Raw genomic sequence first — 19,398 nt, 5'->3', positions numbered from 1 at the left:
CCGATATGATTATATGGCTTTTACAAACCTTCCAAATCCTTTTTCTCCTATGAATTTTCTATCTTTTACTATTACCTTTCCTCTTAAAATAGTTGTAATAGGGATTCCCTCTACTTCAAATCCTTCAAAAGGAGTGTATCCGGCTTTTGAATGAGTGTTAGAACTATTTAATACCTCCTTTAAATTCGGATCAAAAATAACTAAATCAGCGTCTGAACCTACAGCTATTGTTCCTTTTTTTGGGTATAATTTAAAAATTTTTGCAGGATTGGTGGAAAGCAGCTCAACCAAGCGGTTAGTAGAAATTAAACCTTTATTTACTCCATATGTATAAACCAACGGGAGAAGTGTTTCTACTCCTGGAATACCAGGAAATATATCCAACGAATTTTCACCTTTTGATTTTTGTTCTGCATTGTATGCACAGTGATCTGTGGCAATTACGTCTATAAAACCTTTTTTAACACCTTCCCACAAAGCTTCGTTATCTTGTCTTTCCCTCAAAGGAGGAGTCATAAGATAAAGTCTAGCTTTAGGACCTTTTAATAATTCCTTAGTTAATAAAAGATAATGAGGTGTGGTTTCGATATACAATTTAAAATCTTCTAATTTCTTGTAATCTTTTACAACCTGATAGCCTTTTTCAGATGAAAGATGTACGATGTATAATGAAGCCTTAGCTTTATGAGCAATCTCACAAATTTCTTTAAGGGCCTTTTGTTCAGCTTCACTTGGTCTTATATCTGGATGATATTGAACATCTAATTTATTTTCTTTTTGGAATTTGATAATATTTTTTTCAATAATTTCATTATCTTCAGCATGAACAGCTACTATTAAATCATTATCTGAGGCTGCTCTAAATAAAGGTTCCCATTTCTCAGGAGACAGCATGTATATATTTCTGTAGGTGGTAAAAGCTTTTAAACTAGATATTCCAAAATTTTTGACCTCTTTAAGCTGATTATTTTGCTTAAGTGGATCAAAATGGTTGTTAATAACCATGTGAAAATGAAAATCGATCACGGAATCTCTAGTTTCTTCAAATCTTTTTTTTAATCCCTTCATTAAAGAAACCTCATCCATATCAGCAAAATCTATGTGTGTGGTTACACCACCTAAAGCAGCTGATCTACCTCCCCAGTAAAAGTCGTCTATACTTGTGGTACCTCTAGCGTGTAAACTAAAATGCGTATGACTATCTATAATACCAGGGAAAACATACTTCCCACTTGCATCTATTACCTCTTCATCTATATCAGGGTCTAACTTAGCGTCTATTTCTTTTATTTTCTCTCCTACTATTCTAATGTCCTTTTTTTCAGTTTTTGTGGTGGTAACAACAAGACCGTTTTGTATTAACACTTCAATCCTTCCCTTTACGAGTATTTTTGAACGTACAGTTTAGGAATGCATGCATACATTGCAGCAGCCTTAACTAACTCGCTTTTCCAAGTTTTTTCGTTGGGAGCGTGTGCTTGATCTTCATGTCCCGGACCGAATCCAATACACGATATACCATACCTTCCCATTATTGAAACACCGTTGGTGGAAAAAGTCCATTTATCTACCAATGGTTTTTCTTCAAATAAGTTTTGATATGCATCTATGAGAGTTTTACAAGCAGGATGATCTTCCGATAGTACCCAGGCAGGAAAATACGCTTGTGTGGGATATACTAATCCAGTGTAGGATGGCTTTTCATAAGTGTAAAGTTCCACATCGGCATTGTATTTTGCAGATGAAGGTAAGTTTTTAATCTCTTTTAACGCATTATTCCAATTTTCTCCCCAAGTCAACCTTCTATCTATAGATATTGAGCAACCATCTGCAACCGCACATCTTGAAGGAGAAGAAAAAAAGATTTCAGAAACTGTCAGACTACCTTTTCCTAAGAAATCATCATCTTTTAAACAAGTGTGTAATACTTGGAGCTCTTTTATAACGTCAGCCATTTTATATATAGCGTTGTCTCCTCTTTCCGGAGCTGAACCATGACAACTAATACCATGCGTTGATACTTTAATTTCCATCCGCCCACGTTGGCCTCTATATATATTGCAAGAAGTTGGTTCTGTAATAACAACAAATTCAGGTTTAATTTTATCCTCTTCGATGATATATTGCCAACAGAGTCCATCACAATCTTCTTCTTGAACTGTTCCAGTAATTAATAGTGTATAATCATCAAATAAATCTAAATCTTTGATAATCTTGGCTCCATAAACCATAGAAGCCATCCCGCCTTCTTGATCACTTGCCCCTCTTCCAACTATAATTTCCTCATCTTCGTAACCTTTATACGGATCGTAATTCCATAAATTTATATCTCCAATACCTACTGTGTCTATATGAGCATCCATAGCTATTAAGTGTTTTCCACTGCCGATGTAACCTAGAATGTTTCCCATAGGATCGATGTTTATTCGATCGAAACCAACTTTTTCCATCTCCTCTTTAATTCGTAAAATAACCTCTTTTTCTTTTCCACTTTCACTCGGAATGGCAATCATGTCCCTCAGAAATCTAGTCATATCTTTTTTATACTCTTCTGCTTTTGATAGTATTTGTTGGTAATTCATATATTTTGATGAACCCCCTTTTATTCAATAGTTTACTACTTTTAGAAACTCTAAAAAACACTTTAAAATGTAATCTATATCTAATGTTTTTGGCTCCCATTCGCTCCGCTGCCCGTCCATAAGGATGAAGAAGCATGGCTTTCACCATCTAATTCTTGAAAATAATTTTTTATATAGATTATTGTAGGTAAATTTATGATAAAAAAACTATCGTTCAACTATTAAATAAATTATTAAAAATTATAATCCTTTAATAATTGAGACAATTCTTTTAAATCTGGTTGCAAAGTTAGCGGAGCTCCTACGACATTTTCAGCATTTTTAATATCTTTTAGTCCATTACCAGTAACAACAACCGCAACACTTTCAGTAGGTTTAATTATACCTTTTTTAACAGCTTTTTTTATACCAGCTAACCCTGCCACTCCTGCCGGCTCACCAAAAATGCCGGTATTCTTTCCTAAGATTTTTATCATATTTAATATTTCATCATCTGTAACGTTGATCATATCGCCATCGGAATCTTTAACAGCCTTGATAGCTTTTATATAATTTCGAGGTTTTCCAACAGCAATACTATCAGCAATGGTATTTTCTGGAACAGGAACAAGATCTGTACCGTTTTTAAATGCCTGAGTAATTGGTGCACAACCTTCAGATTGCACTCCTAATAACCTCGGTAGTTTATCGATGAATCCTATTTGTTTTAAATCATACATGCCTTTCCAAGCACCTGCTATTGTACAACCATCACCCACGGAGTAAACTAACCAATCAACCATTTGCCAGTTTAATTGTTCAGCGATTTCAATTGAAGAAGTTTTTTTACCTTCAACTAAGTAGGGGTTAATCGCAGCGTTTCTGTTATACCATCCCCACTTATCAATAGCTTCTTGTGAGAGATAAAAAGTTTCTTCATAAGATCCCTTTACTGATAAAACTAAAGCTCCAAAAACCAACAACTGAGTGACCTTTCCGATCGGGGCTCGCGAGGGAACAAAAATAACAGCCTTCATTTCATTTCCCATAGACGCTATGTTCCCCGCCAACGAAGAGGCAGCGTTCCCAGTGGAAGCACAGGCGACGATGTTCATGCCTGCCTCTTGTGCTTTTACAACGGCTATAGCAGACGCTCTATCTTTCAATGAACCTGTTGGATTTAAACCATCATCTTTTATGTAAAGAGTTTCTATACCTAGTAGCTTTGCCATAATATTACTTTTATATAGAGGCGTTCCTCCCACCCTCAAGGGTGGCTTAGGGGTGTTAGGATCTATTGGTAAGAGTGCTGAATATCTCCATATAGATGGATCAGGATTTGCTTTTAAATCTTGCTTATTCCAATCTTTTTTTATCTTTTCGTAATCGTATTCAACATCTAAAGTACCTTTTTCTCCACATTTTGGGCAAAGATATTGTGTAGGTGAAGCTTCGTATTTTTCCCCACAAGAAATACAAACCAAATCTTTTACATATTTCAGTTTTCTCCCCTCCAATTTAGCCTAATAATCCCGTTTTTTTGTTAAATTCAATTATTAATTGATCGATTTTGTCTGCAATTTCAAAGGCGTTACCCCAATATTCTTCATCGTTGTACCATTGCTCGTTTAATTCATCTAGTTCTTTACCCTGCTGTTCTATCCAAGTATAGTATTTTAAATTGTGTATTCTTTTTTTATCATAATAACTCAGTTCCTGAATAAAGTCTGTTTTTACCCCTATTAGATGCTTCTGAAAATCCACAGCAGCCTGTTGTTCAGAATATTTACCTTTTTGTTCTTGTAACTCTTTAAGCCTAGAATCATATAATTCCATTGAATCAGTGAATACTGTCATCACAACATCTTTATCTGTTAATTCGTAGTATTTGGCAAATTTTATAGCGGAGAGAACATTCGCAATAGAAGAGATTCCTAGTAAAGATAAATTATTTACTACCGATGAAGAGACTCCCTGTTTTCTTAAAAAGTCTTTCCCTTCAGGTTCGTTGAAAAGCCTTATTAAATTCATAGCATCATTGTCATCTATCGCCATGACCATATCGGTATTTTTAACGTTATGAATCCAAGGCACATGTTTATCTCCTATGCCCTCAATTCGATGGGCACCAAATCCGTTGTATAATAAAGTGGGACACTGCAGTGCCTCTGAGACAGCTAATTTACTATTTGGGTACTTAGATTTTAAATATTCTCCTGAACCCAACGTTCCAGAGGATCCTGAAGTGAGTACGGTTCCTGCCAATCTGTCTTTTTCCCCCAGGATTTTTTGTAAGACTTCTTCCATAGCGGGACCTGTAACTACATAATGCCACAAACGATTGCCCATTTCATCGAACTGGTTGAAAATAACCACATTGTCGTGAGTAGACTTTAATTCATTACATTTATCGAATATCTCTTTTACGTTACTTTCACTTCCAGGTGTTCCAATTACTTCCCCTGCAACTTTTGATAACCATTCGAATCTTTCTCTACTCATACCTTCAGGCAATATAGCTATGGATTCACATCCCAAAAGCTGCGCGTCGTATGCACCTCCACGACAATAATTTCCGGTTGAAGGCCAAACGGCTTTTTGAGTAGTAGGATCAAATTGACCGGTTACAAGCCTTGGTACAAGGCACCCAAAGGTGGCACCAACCTTGTGGGAGCCGGTTGGGAACCATTTACCTACCAATGCCACGATTCGAGCTTTAACGCCTGTTAATTCAGATGGTAACTCAAAGTAATTTACATCGCCATATAAACCACCTTTTGGAACCGGTTCGTTTTTCCATGTAATTCTAAATAAGTTGTATGAATTAACATCCCATAAACCTATATTTTTTAACCTTTGTTTGATTTTTTCGGGAATTAAGCCGGGATCTCTCATTTGTGCAAAGGTTGGTATAATAATATTATTTTCTTTAGCCCTTTCTATCGCTTTTTCGAGCACATTTTTGTTAACAGTTAAATCTATCATCTTATTCCTCCTAAGTTTTTAAATATTTTTTAGATATGTTCTCATACTAGGGATCGAAACAGCTTCACCTTGATACACTTTTAAGATCAAAACCTTTTTTCTTCATTAACCTAATATTATACATCTTTTTGACCAAATAATTAAAACTTGATTTTCGTTGATAATTCAACTTAATCTTTCTTAGTTGTCTATAAAGATCAATAAACGGGATTAATCATAAATAATCAAATTTATTCATAAGTGGCAATAAGTAAACTTAAGCCTTGTACTCATTCTTTTCTTTTTTTTGTTCTGGCATGATGAGGTTTAAAATAAAAGCCGTCAAAGCGCCAACAGTAATGTTAGATGAAAAAATGACAGCTAACCATTCAGGAAGCCGATTCACTATATCAGGCCTATAACTGACTCCTAATCCTAAAGCTAAAGAAAGCGCTAAGATAAACATTTTTCTATCGTCTATTCCGCCTTTTACCGCAATTTTCATACCCGCCATAGCAACCATACCAAAAAGAGCTATAGTTGCTCCTCCTAAGACAGGAGCAGGCATAACGCTCACTAGAGCACCTATTTTTGGAAAGATACCGAGTAATATCAAAATAATTGCCACACCATACCCGACGACTCGGCTTGCGATCTTGCTTAGTTGGATAACTCCAGTATTTTGACTAAAGCTTGTATTAGGAAGAGTGTTGAAAACAGCTGCTAAAGCACTGCCTACGCCATCCCACAAAACTCCTCTTTTTAATCTTTCTTCATGTACTTCACCTTCGATTGGTTCACCACTTACTTCAGCAATAGCTGTTTGATCACCAATTGTTTCAATTGTTGTAATAATATATGCTAAAATCCAAGGAATAATAAGTTTCCAATTAAATGATAACCCATATTTAAAAGGAACCGGAACGGTTATCCATCCGGCTTCTAAAATAGGGGTAAAATCTACCATACCCAACGGTATTGCAACGAGATATCCTGCCATTAAACCAATTGCTACGGCTGCTGCTTTTATGATACCTTTTCCGTATACATTTGCAATTATGATAATTATTAATACAAACAAAGCAATGGATAAATTTTGAATATTCCCAAAATCGCTTGCTCCTGCACCTCCTCCGATATCCGTTATGGCGGCTTCTATCAAGCCAAAGCCTATTAACATAACAACGGTACCAGACACCAGTGGAGGAAAAATCTTTCGTGTTTGAGCTAAAAACCTACTCAAAATCATCTCAACAGGCGAAGTAACAAGAGCCATCCCTAGAACTAAAGGTAACCCTCCAACATTTGCTGCGACAATCGCCATCGGAACAAAAGTAAAACTCGTTCCTTCAACTACCAATAGCCCACTTCCTAAAGGCCCAATTCGTTTTACTTGGATGAAAGTAGTTACCCCTGAGATAATTAATGCCATGCTTACAAAATATCCTGTCTCTAATGGATCTAGACCCGCTGCACCTGCAATTATCAATGGTGGAGTCACAATACTGACAAACATTGCTAACATGTGCTGAATACTCAGAACAACCGTCTCATAAAACGGAGGTCTATCTTCAAGTTTGTATAAAACTTCTGTTTCCCTTTCTTCTTCCACGGTCTTTGTTGCGCTATCTCCCATTAATAATCACCCCTCGTATAACATGTATGGATATGATTTTTAATTAAACTTTAACTTTTATTATACTTTAATTTTGCTTTATTCGCAAGTAAAGTTTTTTATAGTTTAACGGGTTTAATCGTTTTTATTTACTGTTATTTTTTTGTAATTCCCCATAATCTGATATATTTAACTTAACGTATAAATTATGATATAATCTCAATATAGATTGAGAAGTAATTGTACAGTTTTTAAAAAAGGTTGATTTGTTCAATTTTTTAAGGTGTATATTGTTTAATTTTGATCAAAAAGGAGGACATTTACAATGTTTAACTTTTTTAAAAGAAATAAGTCAGACATTTCTAAAACCACGGATAAACAAGTTTTTTACGATGAAAAAAATGCATTAGTCATATATTTCAAATGTTCAAAATGTGGAGAGAAATTTAGGAGTTATCTTAGGAAAGGCTACGATTTTATTACGGATTACGATACAGGAGAGTACAAAATAAATAAAGAATATATCGGTTCAAATTGTTTTAACAGAATACACCTTTCTGCCACATTTGATAGGAATTATAAATTAAAAGAATACACTTTAGAAAACGGGGAAGTCATTAATAAAGAAGAATGGGAGGAAAAAAGCTAATGCCTAGAACAAAAGGGGAAAAAGATACTAACGTAAATTTATTTGAATATCGACCAGTCAGACCATTCATACAGATACCAGAAAAGGTACTTATGTATATTTTGCAACTAACCCCGTCGTCTTTTGCAAAGGTATATTTATACTTGTACAACATGAGCTACGGACTTGGATACGATCATACAGTTACCCATACCAGTGTGCGCGAAATAGCTTCAAATTTGAATATTAGTATTGGAAGAACGCAAAATGCAATTACTTATTTTAAAAAAATTAAAGCAATAGAAAAAATAGAATCAAGAGCGGTAATTGGAACAAAATACAAAGTAAACGTACCTGAATATTCTTCTTCTTTTAACAACTGGTACTTCACTGCCCCCAATAAAGTTAGATACATAATGATGAAAGAGAAATTGCTTACTTCGGAGAAGTTGGTTACTTCCAAAATCAAACGCTATAAATCTGTTAAAAAATCTTTGGAATTGGGTCTATTCGATAAATCTGAAGAGTAGGTAATTAAAATGTATGACAAATTGTTGAGTTTAATCCTTTCTCAAAATAATTCCTTTTTATTGGATTACGCAAAGAAGAATAATATTAATAAAATGGTAGGTACAGTTCTTTATTCAAAGGATAACATAGTTATAATAGGTGTTAAAAATTTTCTTTTCCTACTAGAAAATCAAAGCACTCAACATTTTAAAACAGGTACTAGAGTAAATTTAAATTTTTTAAAATCACAAGAAAAAACAAATAATATAGATGGTCCAATTAAGATGAAATATTTGGGTGAGTCATCAAAAGATGGCTTTAAATTAAGTATGAAATTCCCAAACTTTAAAGATATCGATGCTATTAATCTTAAATCTCCTAACATCACAGAATCACAAAATATGAAAGCATCAATATGGCTCTCGGAATTTTCTCGAACCCTAAACGGACGATTGAAAAACTTAAAATTTGGTAATTTGGAAACCCGCGAGATAACTTCCTTTAAAAAACTAACTGAGAAGATAGTAGTTGCACTTCTAAAATCCTTTAAAGATAACTTAAACTCCGTTTTATCTCCCTCTCATTCTGCCAATAAAATCGTAGATATGATCAGAGCATATATTTCTAAAAGGGATAATCCGGATTTTTTCTCTAAGAACGAGATAAGGCTAATGAAAGAATTATTAACCTTGCAAGAGAAAGATAAGAATTTCTTGCTTAATAAAAATGAATCCCAAATTATCAAAAAAAATAATATAGTGGATAAAACATTAAGTTCTTACTTAACTATTAAAAATCTAAGCTTAGAAACAAAAACGCCACTGATGTTTTTTTCGATCTTTGGGATGCCCATATTTTTTACCATTGATAGAGAATATCAAAATAATTCAAAAAGTTATCAGAATAAGACAATGAACCAAAAGTTAAATTTAATCCTTTTGACCAATAACTTTGGGGTTGTAGATGCACATATACAGAGTTTTGAGAAGGAAATTTATATAAGTTTCGAATTGGAGAATAACTCTGAGTATTTTAAATTAAAAACGCAGTATCTCATAAAAAAATTGGAGGAGAAAGATTATCAGGTAAAAAGAATTGATTTTGTATGACAAAAATAATTTCGTTCAAGTATTATAACAAATATATCTATTAAAAAAACCGGTGAAGTAAGGAATCACCGGTTTTTTTAATGAACTATTTTAATTTAAATATACACTACTTTTTAATTGAATAAAAGGCATTCAATCCTCTATATTGTGCTGTTGATCCAAGTTCTTCTTCGATTCTTAACAACTGATTATATTTTGCTATCCTGTCGGTTCTCGAGAGTGAGCCAGTCTTAATAAAGCCTGCATTTACAGCTACTACCAAATCGGCAATGAAGGTATCTTCCGTTTCTCCAGAACGATGAGATACAACGGCAGTCATATTATTTTTGTAGGCTAATTCAATGGCATCGAGAGTCTCTGTTACACTCCCTATTTGATTCAATTTGATCAAAATAGAGTTTGTAGCTTTTAAATCTATACCTTTTTGCAATCTTTTAACATTAGTAACGTATAAGTCATCACCAACTATTTGTACCCTGTCTCCCACCTTTGCAGTGAATTCAGAGTAACCTTCCCAGTCCTCTTGATCGAAAGGATCTTCTAATGATTTGATAGGATATTTATCAATTAATGATATATAATAATCTGCTAATTCAGAGGCACTCATTTCTTTTCCATCAACAGAGTATTTCTTTGCCTCTTCATTGTAAAACTCGGAAGCAGCCGCATCCATAGCGATGAAGATTTGTTTACCAGGTTCGTAACCAGCGGCTTGTATGGCTCTAATAATATATTTTATAGCTTCTTCATTCGAACTTAAATTTGGAGCAAAACCACCTTCATCTCCAACAGAAGTTATGTGCCCTTCTTTTTTCAAAATATTTTTTAAATTATGGAAGACTTCGGCTCCTGCCCTCAAAGCGTCTTTAAATGAATTAAATCCAGCGGGCATAATCATGAACTCTTGAATATCTAAATTATTATCAGCGTGTTGTCCACCGTTTACTATATTCATCATTGGTACGGGTAAAACTTTGGCGTTCACTCCACCTAAATACTTATAAAGAGGGAGCCCTAAGGAGTTTGCTGCAGCTCTTGCCACCGCCATAGAAACAGCTAATATTGCATTAGCGCCAAGATTTTCTTTGTTTTCTGTTCCATCTAAGTCCAACATCACTCTATCTACGTTAACTTGATCAAAGGCGTTCAATCCAACGACTTCTTGCTCAATAATATTGTTTACATTGTTCACCGCTTTAGTAACACCTTTTCCCAGGTAATAATCTTTATTACCATCTCTCAATTCCAAAGCTTCAAATTTACCTGTTGAAGCACCTGAAGGAACAATAGCTGAGCCCGTTACACCTGTAGATAAAGTAACCTCTGCTTCAACGGTTGGATTTCCCCTTGAATCTAATACCTCTCTCGCTTTTACTGATACTATTTCATCATAAAACTTTTCCATCAAAGAACACCTCCAGAAATTTATCTTTTTATATTTTTGTTAAAATCTCGAATATAACTCGGGCTTAAATGAGAATTTGTTAGTAGTTGACTTTAGTGCCTATATTCTCTCCTTCTATAGCTTTAAGCAAGTTCCCTTCTTTGAAAAAATTAATAATCAATATGGAAAGATTATTTTTTTCACATATTGAAAAAGCCTCTGTATCCATTACTTTTATTTGCTCTTTAATTGCTTGTTCATAAGTTATGATATCATATTTTTTGGCATCTTCGAATAATTTTGGATCTTTATTGTATATTCCATCCACCTTGGTGGCTTTAACAAGTATATCTGCATTCATTTCTATCGCTCTCAATGCGGCAGCAGTATCCGTAGTGAACAAAGGGTTGGAAGTTCCGCCACCAAATAAGACAATATACCCAGCTTCAAAATACTGTTCAATAAAATCATATTTAAGTGGCATTACAGAAGGCAAATTAACAATCGGGGAAACTACGATACTTTTTATACCTTTCTTTTCGAAAACATTTTTAAGATAGAGTGAATTTATGACAGTGCCCAACATCCCTAATTGATCTGCCATTTGAATTCGGAAATCTTTTAACTCTTTTCCCCTAAAAATGTTGCCAGCTCCTATGACGATCCCCAATTTAATATTTAAACTATGGATTTTCTGGATCTCGTTCACCAGATATGTTAACATTTTCTCAGAAAATCCTTTTCCCCCTTCACCACTCAAAGCTTCCCCACTTAATTTTAGTAATACTCTTTTGTACATAGGGCCTCCTTTTAAATACGAGAATGCAGTTTTATAGTTAAAAGAAAAAGTTTCTACTCTATAAATAAAGCAAAAAGGCGGAAAACTCCACCTTTTTATTATTCGCCAACTGCAAATCTAGCAAATTTATCTACCGTTATATTTTCTCCTACTTTAGCTATCGTAGAATTAATGATGTCTTTGATACTTTCCCCTTCACCAAAAACATATTCCTGTTCAAGAAGACAATTTTCGCTGTAGAATTTTTCCAATTTATTTTCTACAATCTTTTCCTTAATATTTTCAGGCTTGCTGGAATCGTTTAACTCTTCTAAGTAAATTTCTTTTTCTTTATCGACAACTTCTTGAGGTACATCTTCCCTTGAAATCCATTTTGGATTCATCGATGCAATTTGAAGAGAAATCTTCTTAGCTAAATCGTGGAAATCCTCAGTCCTAGCTACAAAATCGGTTTCACATCCTAATAATAAAAGAACACCGATTTTTTCATTATGATGAATATAAGAATAAACTATACCTTCGTTGGTGACTCTTCCAGCTTTCTTTGCAGCTTTTATAGCACCTTTCTTTCTTAAAATTTCAACGGCTTTATCTATATCCCCGTTAGCCTCTACTAAAGCATTTTTACAATCCAACATTCCCGCTCCTGTTGAAGTTCTAAGATTCTTTATCTTTTCAATTGATACATCCATTTAAAATACCTCCTAATACTTATTATTACTGATTTTAAAAAAATAAAACCTTATGTTAGCGCCACCTTCGCCCCACTCCCCACCCATAACGATCGATAAAACCACTGTATTTTAACACAATTAATTGAATATTAAAATAAGAAAATTATTGTTTTATTACTATTTTTTTAATAGTTTTTCTTGTAATTTTGATTCGACGAATTTAGAAACCCATTTACTAACATCTCCATTGTAAGATGCGATTTCTTTGATCATAGACGAAGAAATGTAAGAAAAATCAGTATCAGCCATGAGAAAGAAAATCTCTAACTCCCGAAAAAGCATATGGTTAGCGTTTGCCATTTGGAGTTCATACTCATAATCACTGACCGCCCTTAAACCTCTTATTAAATTATAAATTTTTTTTTCTTTTAAATAATTTACCAACAAACCATCAAAAGATTCAACAATAACATTTGGTATACCCTCTAAATCCTTTTTTACCATTTCAATCCTTTCTTGTAGGGAAAAAAGATACTTTTTGTTGGGATTATTCACAACAACAACATAAAGTTTGTCAAACCTTTCACTCGCTCTTTTCACTATATTAACGTGTCCATAGGTTATTGGATCGAAACTCCCTGGATATGCTGCGTCCCTGATTCCCATTATTAAATTTCCCCCATTTCAATTAATATTGATTATACCAGAAGCTAAAACAACACCGCTTTCATCATAAATTGTTGCAAATTGACCAGGTGTAACGGCAAATATAGGTTCTTTAAAATTTACTTTTAAAGTATGATCATCGGTCTTTTTAACAACTGCGGGCTTTTCTTCACTTTTTTTGCGAACTCTACAAAATCCTTCTATTTCTTTGAAATCTACAAAAAAGTTGACGTTTTGTACAATAAGTTCTTTAGAATACATTTCTTCAGTAGGTGCAACTATAAGAACATTCTTTTGAGGAAGTATTTTATATACATGTAATTTCACATTTGCGTTTTTATAGTAGCTTATCCCGGTACGTTGACCAATAGTGTAATTCATGTATCCAGTGTGAGTTCCTATTTCGTTTCCTTCTAAATCGTAAACTTTTCCTTCTTCAGGATTAACTCCATATTCTTTCAGAAATCTTCTATAATCGTTATCAGGAATAAAACACAATTCTTGACTGTCAGGTTTATTTGCTACGCTTAACCCTTTTTTTTTTGCTATATCCCTGATTTCAACTTTATACATATTTCCCAATGGAAAATGCAATTTGGGAAGAGTATTTCTGTCTATGTACGATAGAAAGTATGATTGATCTTTGTATTGGTCAACGCCTTTTTTAATAACATAGGTAGAGTACTTTTCAGAATACTCTCTCATTAAATAGTGACCACTGGAAACAAAATCTGCACCGTAGCTATGAGCTATCTCTAAAGCTTTCCCAAACTTAAAAAACCTGTTGCATAACATGCAAGGATTGGGTGTTTTACCTTCTTTGTAGGTATTTATAAAATAATTGATTATTTTTTCTTTAAATTCCTTTTTTATATCAACGATCTGAAAATCATCGAGATCTAACTTATTTGCAATTTTTAAGGCATCTTGTGTATCTGAAGGACTACAACAAACTTTCTTTTTTTCAGGGATCATTGAAAAAACAATATCGCTCACCGTTTTGAAATGAAGCCCTATAACTTGATAATTTTGTTCTTTCAAAAGATAGGCAGCAACAGAGCTATCTACCCCACCACTCATAAGCATTAATACTTTTTTATTAAACATTTATTTTTTTTAATCTACCTCCTACATTTTCTGAGATCTTAATCTGTGCAATTTTTCTTCCGTAATCAATTATATCTTGCAAAGTCATTTTATTCAGCTCTAACATGATAGAATTATTAACCCTTTTCCATACAAATTCAACGGCACACTCTATTTCCAACGAACATTCTCCAACAATACAATCAAAAGATTGAAGGGGTTTATCTAAAACTTGAATAATTTCACTTAACCGTAAATCTTCTGGATTTTTAGCCAAAGCATATCCACCAAATTTACCTCTAACAGATTTTACAATTCCTGCATCACGTAATTCTATAAAGATTTTTTCAAGAAAATCTTTTGGTATGTTTTGCCTTTCAGACAATTCACTAATAGGTACTTTTTCTTTTCCTTCATCTTCGGTTAATACGGCTAATTCAAACAAAGCTCTTAAAGCATAACTGCTTTTGACAGTAAGCGACATTATTTATTCCTCCTTTTAAAATAAACGTTTCATCGTTGTTCAATAATAAATTAAAGCTTCATAGAAATACATCAAATAAACTTCTTAAACATTACACCTCTATACATCTGATTTTCTACCAACAACGTAAACAGTTAAATTCTGTAAACTATTATTAGCTAACCTTACATCATTTACATATATATCAATTTTATTTCCCAAAACTTTGGCTCCTGTATCTTGAACTTCAAAATACCCATTATTTGGAAGATCTGACAATTCAGGTATGTATACTATCGTTCCTAAAGGTAGGACATCGGGATCTGCTGCAATTGTTTTGTAGGGTGTTGGCTTTTCTCCAGACCTTGTTAACCTAAAAGTTGGAGAATAAACAAGTTTGTCATCCCATTCTGTATAGTAAGTTGCCTGGAATTCTCCAATCATATTGTAAAAAAGTTTCAAAGGGTCTCTTGGCTCTCCGTTCTTCCATAATTCAACTGTAACAATACTACCTGCTTGAGCAATTCCTAACGATGTATTCGAATCAACCCATTTACCTTCATCAACATACGGTGTCTTTAAATTCCCTATGACACTTATAATAGCATTTCCATGATCCACTTTTATATACCAATTGTTGTTCGATAATTTTCCAGTCTCAATTACTCTTCCAGGCATGACAGGATAAACTTGTTCGGTTTGAACCAAAACTCCTATCCCGCTTGAAACTCCAGCAGCATTCCTTTCTCCAAACCTTACAACAACATTTTTATAATTGGCAGGTGAAGTTTTAGGAAAAGGCCATCTTATATACTCTTCAATATTATTCACCGGTATGATTAATTCTTGCCCTACTTTAATATTCGTGGATTGTAAATTATTGGCTTGCAAAATAATTTGAACACCATTGTTTCCTAATTTAAAGGCATTTGAAATGCTTATTAGAGTATCCCCCGACTTAACTTGATACCTAACTTCGTTTGAATTCTCAAATAAATAATTAGCCTCGGCTTCTCCTACAGAGCTATAAAGTTGATCGATCTTCATTTCAATATTTTGTATTTGACCAAGGTATTTCTCGTTTAATGAATTTGGTGGTTGAGTGATAACCTTTTGAAGCTCATATTTTATATTGTCTACTTCCTTATCTAAAGAAGCAACCATATTTTCTAAAGATTTTACGTTCAAAATATCTTCACTCTGGTTTTTATAATAAAATTTAGATACGGTCTCTTCCGTTTTATAATCTACTATGTTTTCCACATATTTTTCTAAATTAAGTTTGTCTACCTCTTGTTGAACGAGTTCTTTTATATTACCGTTTTCCAAAAAGTAAAACTCAGAGTTTTTAAAACTTTGTTCTAAACTATTAACCTTTTCCGTTAATGAATTCACACTATCTAAAAGGATCTTTTGATCATTTTTGGGAATATTGTTCACAACATTCTGTAATTCTGTAATCTGAATTTCCAATTGCGATACTCTTTGATCTAAATCAGTGTTTATAGTATTATTAACATTTTTTTGATTCATATTGTTAATTTGATCCTCTAAACTTTGCACCCTTTGATCTAAATCTAGTAGTTTATCAATCGATTCAGAACTCCGCCCTTCATATAAATAATTTTCCAAGGTTACTACCCTGCTATCAATATTGGTATACTGATCTTTTAAACTTTTTGTCATATCATAAGCATAACTGTTATTCTTTGAAATTTGATAAATTTCGTCAGATAAGGTATTAAGTTTTTCTTCCATTTGAGTTAAACGCTCATCCAATTCATCCAATTGATTTTGAATTAACTCTAAGTTCTCGCTTGGCAAAGTGGTTTCTTGAGAGGTTGGTTGAAAAACTGTACAGCCAGATAGAAAAAATACCACACCTAACAAAAAAATCCAAAAAAATTTCCTCACTTTAATTCACCCCTTAGAAATTTTGCAGCCTTTAAATACGGATTTGCAGGATTATTATAATTTTTTAATAAATAATCAAACAACTTCGCCGCTTCTTTTCTATTATTCAATCTATAATTTATATAGCCTAGATAAAACAGCGAAAATATATAATCTTCTTCTGAAAATGTTTCGTAGTTCTTTTCAATTATCTTTCCACAATAGTAAAGTATTCCTAACTCTTTTTCTTCTTCATTTTGTTCCCGGTAGTACCAAGCAAATTTTACTAGAATTTTTACTACTTCGCTAGGCAGCCCCAAAATAGCATAAATATTGGCTGCTATCATAAGTTGAATTGCATAAAATTCATGAGATTTTGAAGAAGAATTATCTACTTCTGGAAGGGATAGTTTATTTATATTATTTAAAAACTGCTTAACTTCTTCGATGTTTTGAGAATTTAAATATTCATATATGTAATCTTTATCTTTTTCCTGAAAAGTAAAATAGCAATGAGGACAAGTAACTAAAGAATAGAGAGATACATTAATATCTCTGTATTCAGGTTTCAAATCTAAATCATAAGAACTTACTTTTATAGACGTTGAAGCTACTTTATCAAATGAAAATTCTTTTTGACATATTGGGCAAACTGCAAAATCTCTAATAAAATCTTTCATTCTACTTCATCAACACCTAGTAAAGCATCACAGTAGGATAACGGATCAAAGATTTGTAAATCGTCTTCTTTTTCCCCAAATCCTACTAGCTTTATTGGAATATTGAGTTCATGGTTTATAGCGAAAGCTATTCCCCCTTTGGCGGTTCCATCCAGTTTAGTCACGATTATACCCGTTATATCTATAGCTTCTTTAAAAGCCTTTGCTTGAGAAATACCATTTTGACCAGTAGTTCCATCAAGAACTAACAGTGTTTCATGAGGAGCTCCTGGAACTTCCCTTTCAACCACACGCCTTATTTTTTTCAATTCATCCATTAAATTGCTTTTTGTATGCAAACGTCCTGCAGTATCTATTAACACTACATCTTTACCTCTTGATTTTGCGTGCGTTATTGCATCGTACACCACAGCTGCGGCATCTGAACCTTTTTGGTGAGCTATTACAGTGGTATTTAACCTATTACCCCACTCTTTGAGCTGCTCAATTGCAGCAGCCCTAAATGTATCTGCGGCAGCTAAAACAACTTCTTTACCTTGGCTAGAATACATCTTTGCTAACTTAGCAGCAGTTGTAGTTTTACCGCTACCGTTTACTCCAACAATGAGTATTACATAAGGTTTTTGCTGAAAGTCGTTAACTACTTCGTCTTTCTGTAAATTTTCCACTAAAATATCTCTCAATAATAAAAGGGGATCATTGTAAGAATTATCAGCTTTATATCTACTTTTTAACTCTTTCAAAATTTCATGGGAAACTTCAACACCCATATCAGACATTATTAAAATCTCTTCTAATTCTTCCAATACATCATCGTCAAGAACTTTACCTGAAAAAATAGTTTTGATATTTTTAAATATGGTATTTCTCGCTTTACTCAAACCATTTTTGAACTTTTCAAAAATTCCCATTAATATGCCTCCATTATATCAATCTAAGGTTAATTTAGATTATACAATATTTTATCTTGTTTTAATAATAATAGGTAATTTGCTGATTACAAAGAAGTATTGTATAGAAACAATTTCGTTAGTTATTAAATCAGTCCCATATAAAGTAAAATCTACTGGTATTTTTCCATATCTATCTTCCAAATTCAATATGGTAATGTATTCATCTTTATCTCCACTCCATTTGATCATTATTATACCCTCAGATAACTCTCGAATAGAAAATTGGTCACAGGTTGATTTAATCTCTTTGGTCATGTTAACAATTTTCTTAAAGAAGCTTAAAAATTCATAATCACCTTTGTCCCACTTAATCGGATCCTTTTCGAAAAGGTTAGGTAGTTTTTCCATCATTAATTCTTGTCCAGCATATATTAAAGAAGCTCCTGGCAAAAGATTATAGAAAACAGTCCAATTTTTGATCTTGTTTTTCCCTTCTAAAACTGATGCTATTCTTGGATTATCATGATTTTCTAAAAAACGCATCTTAATAGAATTTTTTGGAAATATTGTATTCTGCAAAAAAACATGATCAAAATAATGATTTAAATCTTTCTCCCCAGAAAAATAACTTTTTAGATAATAGAAGCCATCATAATCGTATGTAAGATCAAAGCTTTGATATACTTCTGAATCTGAATGAACATTGTACCCTCTAGTTCTGAGATCATGAATAAATTTTGGATCAAGAGTTTCTGCCAACCAAATAACTTCCTTTTTTTGGTTCAATCGTTCTCTAGCTTTTTTCCAGAACTCTAAAGGTACAAGTGGTGCTACATCACATCTAAAAGCATCGACACCTAGATCAACCCAGCTATCTAAAACTTTTATTAGATAGTCCCATAAATCCTTATTCTCATAATCCAAATCGTAAACATCCATCCAATCTTCAACTTTTCTGGTTAATTTTCCGTTTTCATCTTTCACAAACCATTCCGGATGTGTTTCAACCAGCTTTGAATCCAAAGAGGTATGATTGAAAACAATATCGATCATTATTTTTAATCCGTTATCATGTGCCTTGTCTATTAATCTTTTAAAATCCCTCTTATTTCCAATTTCTTTAGATATTTCTTCGTAATCTTTTATCGAATAAGGACTTCCATGAGTACCTTTTCTACCAACTTTCCCAATAGGATAAAAAGGCATAAACCACAGTATATCTGTCCCCAAAGCCTTAATACGTTCAATATCGTTGTATATATCATTAAAGGTTCCAGCATTTCCATAATTTCTAACAAAAACTTCATAAATTACAGAACTTTTTAACCAACTAGGTGAGTCTATTGCCACGATTGGACCTCCTCAAAGTGTAATTTTTCTTTGAATTGCAATAAATATTATATCATCGATTATATCAAATACCTACCCCTTTTTTTAAAATTTTTATATTAAAACCTTTAGTTTAATTTTTTT

General features: G+C 33.1%; 18 protein-coding genes. 3 read left to right on the top strand and 15 right to left on the bottom strand.

Annotation, left to right across the window (positions count from 1 at the left end):
* Nucleotides 1-9 precede the first annotated feature (9 nt).
* The 5 genes from hydA to X927_RS09845 all read right to left on the bottom strand — a co-directional run bounded on the left by hydA (nt 10) and on the right by X927_RS09845 (nt 7,161).
* Nucleotides 10-1,365, bottom strand: a complete 1,356-nt coding sequence (gene hydA, locus X927_RS09865; RefSeq protein WP_103077901.1) for a dihydropyrimidinase — start codon at nt 1,363-1,365, stop codon at nt 10-12.
* A gap of 14 nt (nt 1,366-1,379) precedes the next feature.
* Nucleotides 1,380-2,582: a YgeY family selenium metabolism-linked hydrolase gene (locus X927_RS09860; protein WP_103077900.1), complete on the bottom strand. Its 1,203-nt coding sequence runs from the start codon at nt 2,580-2,582 to the stop codon at nt 1,380-1,382.
* A 233-nt stretch (nt 2,583-2,815) separates the two neighbouring features.
* Nucleotides 2,816-4,078, bottom strand: a complete 1,263-nt coding sequence (locus tag X927_RS09855) for a threonine synthase (RefSeq protein ID WP_103077899.1) — start codon at nt 4,076-4,078, stop codon at nt 2,816-2,818.
* 1 nt (nt 4,079) lies between these two features.
* The gene (locus X927_RS09850) at nt 4,080-5,546 is read right to left on the bottom strand and encodes a phosphoribosylaminoimidazolesuccinocarboxamide synthase (protein ID WP_103077898.1); all 1,467 of its coding nucleotides are present in this window, start codon (nt 5,544-5,546) and stop codon (nt 4,080-4,082) included.
* 256 nt (nt 5,547-5,802) lie between these two features.
* Complete coding sequence (locus X927_RS09845; RefSeq protein WP_103077897.1) at nt 5,803-7,161, bottom strand: uracil-xanthine permease family protein; 1,359 nt, start codon at nt 7,159-7,161, stop codon at nt 5,803-5,805.
* A 304-nt stretch (nt 7,162-7,465) separates the two neighbouring features.
* On the opposite strand from X927_RS09845, the gene X927_RS09840 reads away from it, so the two are divergent.
* Genes X927_RS09840 through X927_RS09830 form a run of 3 tightly spaced genes read left to right on the top strand, consistent with a single transcriptional unit; the run spans nt 7,466 to nt 9,387 of the window.
* On the top strand, nt 7,466-7,789 hold the full coding sequence (locus X927_RS09840) for a hypothetical protein (protein ID WP_103077896.1): 324 nt from the start codon (nt 7,466-7,468) through the stop codon (nt 7,787-7,789).
* Complete coding sequence (locus tag X927_RS09835; protein WP_103077895.1) at nt 7,789-8,298, top strand: hypothetical protein; 510 nt, start codon at nt 7,789-7,791, stop codon at nt 8,296-8,298. The genes X927_RS09840 and X927_RS09835 overlap by 1 nt, the downstream gene beginning before the upstream one ends.
* A gap of 9 nt (nt 8,299-8,307) precedes the next feature.
* The gene (locus X927_RS09830; protein ID WP_103077894.1) at nt 8,308-9,387 is read left to right on the top strand and encodes a hypothetical protein; all 1,080 of its coding nucleotides are present in this window, start codon (nt 8,308-8,310) and stop codon (nt 9,385-9,387) included.
* Nucleotides 9,388-9,493: 106 nt separating this feature from the next.
* On the opposite strand, the gene eno is transcribed toward X927_RS09830, so the two are convergent.
* The 10 genes from eno to X927_RS09780 form a co-directional block, all read right to left on the bottom strand.
* Nucleotides 9,494-10,792: a phosphopyruvate hydratase gene (gene eno, locus X927_RS09825; protein ID WP_103077893.1), complete on the bottom strand. Its 1,299-nt coding sequence runs from the start codon at nt 10,790-10,792 to the stop codon at nt 9,494-9,496.
* 79 nt (nt 10,793-10,871) lie between these two features.
* On the bottom strand, nt 10,872-11,570 hold the full coding sequence (gene pyrH / locus X927_RS09820) for a UMP kinase (protein WP_103077892.1): 699 nt from the start codon (nt 11,568-11,570) through the stop codon (nt 10,872-10,874).
* 98 nt (nt 11,571-11,668) lie between these two features.
* A complete protein-coding gene (gene tsf, locus X927_RS09815) occupies nt 11,669-12,262 on the bottom strand; it encodes a translation elongation factor Ts (protein WP_103077891.1) in 594 nt (197 codons plus the stop codon).
* Between the two features lie 159 nt (nt 12,263-12,421).
* A complete protein-coding gene (gene coaD, locus X927_RS09810; protein ID WP_103077890.1) occupies nt 12,422-12,910 on the bottom strand; it encodes a pantetheine-phosphate adenylyltransferase in 489 nt (162 codons plus the stop codon).
* Nucleotides 12,911-12,928: 18 nt separating this feature from the next.
* On the bottom strand, nt 12,929-14,017 hold the full coding sequence (gene mnmA, locus X927_RS09805; RefSeq protein ID WP_103077889.1) for a tRNA 2-thiouridine(34) synthase MnmA: 1,089 nt from the start codon (nt 14,015-14,017) through the stop codon (nt 12,929-12,931).
* On the bottom strand, nt 14,010-14,480 hold the full coding sequence (locus tag X927_RS09800; RefSeq protein ID WP_103077888.1) for an RrF2 family transcriptional regulator: 471 nt from the start codon (nt 14,478-14,480) through the stop codon (nt 14,010-14,012). Before X927_RS09800 ends, mnmA begins: the two co-directional genes overlap by 8 nt.
* Nucleotides 14,481-14,579: 99 nt before the next feature.
* Entirely contained in the window at nt 14,580-16,373 is a 1,794-nt protein-coding gene (locus tag X927_RS09795) for a LysM peptidoglycan-binding domain-containing protein (protein ID WP_103077887.1), read from the bottom strand.
* The gene (locus X927_RS09790; protein WP_103077886.1) at nt 16,370-17,032 is read right to left on the bottom strand and encodes a DUF2225 domain-containing protein; all 663 of its coding nucleotides are present in this window, start codon (nt 17,030-17,032) and stop codon (nt 16,370-16,372) included. Before X927_RS09790 ends, X927_RS09795 begins: the two co-directional genes overlap by 4 nt.
* Nucleotides 17,029-17,943, bottom strand: a complete 915-nt coding sequence (gene ftsY / locus X927_RS09785) for a signal recognition particle-docking protein FtsY (protein ID WP_103077885.1) — start codon at nt 17,941-17,943, stop codon at nt 17,029-17,031. The genes X927_RS09790 and ftsY overlap by 4 nt, the downstream gene beginning before the upstream one ends.
* A 51-nt stretch (nt 17,944-17,994) precedes the next feature.
* On the bottom strand, nt 17,995-19,275 hold the full coding sequence (locus tag X927_RS09780; protein WP_103077884.1) for an alpha-amylase family glycosyl hydrolase: 1,281 nt from the start codon (nt 19,273-19,275) through the stop codon (nt 17,995-17,997).
* Nucleotides 19,276-19,398 lie beyond the last annotated feature (123 nt).

It is taken from the genome of Petrotoga mexicana DSM 14811, assembly GCF_002895565.1.
Lineage (GTDB): Bacteria > Thermotogota > Thermotogae > Petrotogales > Petrotogaceae > Petrotoga > Petrotoga mexicana.
The sequence above is the reverse complement of the archived record's forward strand: the minus strand, read 5'-3'. Positions and strand labels throughout refer to the sequence as shown.

Coding starts and splice junctions, on each gene's coding strand:
- X927_RS09860 (WP_103077900.1), bottom strand. CDS start 2,582: ATGAATTACCAACAAATACTATCAAAAGCAGAAGAGTATAAAAAAGAT.
- X927_RS09850 (WP_103077898.1), bottom strand. CDS start 5,546: ATGATAGATTTAACTGTTAACAAAAATGTGCTCGAAAAAGCGATAGAA.
- X927_RS09845 (WP_103077897.1), bottom strand. CDS start 7,161: ATGGGAGATAGCGCAACAAAGACCGTGGAAGAAGAAAGGGAAACAGAA.
- X927_RS09840 (WP_103077896.1), top strand. CDS start 7,466: ATGTTTAACTTTTTTAAAAGAAATAAGTCAGACATTTCTAAAACCACG.
- X927_RS09835 (WP_103077895.1), top strand. CDS start 7,789: ATGCCTAGAACAAAAGGGGAAAAAGATACTAACGTAAATTTATTTGAA.
- X927_RS09830 (WP_103077894.1), top strand. CDS start 8,308: ATGTATGACAAATTGTTGAGTTTAATCCTTTCTCAAAATAATTCCTTT.
- eno (WP_103077893.1), bottom strand. CDS start 10,792: ATGGAAAAGTTTTATGATGAAATAGTATCAGTAAAAGCGAGAGAGGTA.
- pyrH (WP_103077892.1), bottom strand. CDS start 11,570: ATGTACAAAAGAGTATTACTAAAATTAAGTGGGGAAGCTTTGAGTGGT.
- tsf (WP_103077891.1), bottom strand. CDS start 12,262: ATGGATGTATCAATTGAAAAGATAAAGAATCTTAGAACTTCAACAGGA.
- coaD (WP_103077890.1), bottom strand. CDS start 12,910: ATGGGAATCAGGGACGCAGCATATCCAGGGAGTTTCGATCCAATAACC.
- mnmA (WP_103077889.1), bottom strand. CDS start 14,017: ATGTTTAATAAAAAAGTATTAATGCTTATGAGTGGTGGGGTAGATAGC.
- X927_RS09800 (WP_103077888.1), bottom strand. CDS start 14,480: ATGTCGCTTACTGTCAAAAGCAGTTATGCTTTAAGAGCTTTGTTTGAA.
- X927_RS09790 (WP_103077886.1), bottom strand. CDS start 17,032: ATGAAAGATTTTATTAGAGATTTTGCAGTTTGCCCAATATGTCAAAAA.
- ftsY (WP_103077885.1), bottom strand. CDS start 17,943: ATGGGAATTTTTGAAAAGTTCAAAAATGGTTTGAGTAAAGCGAGAAAT.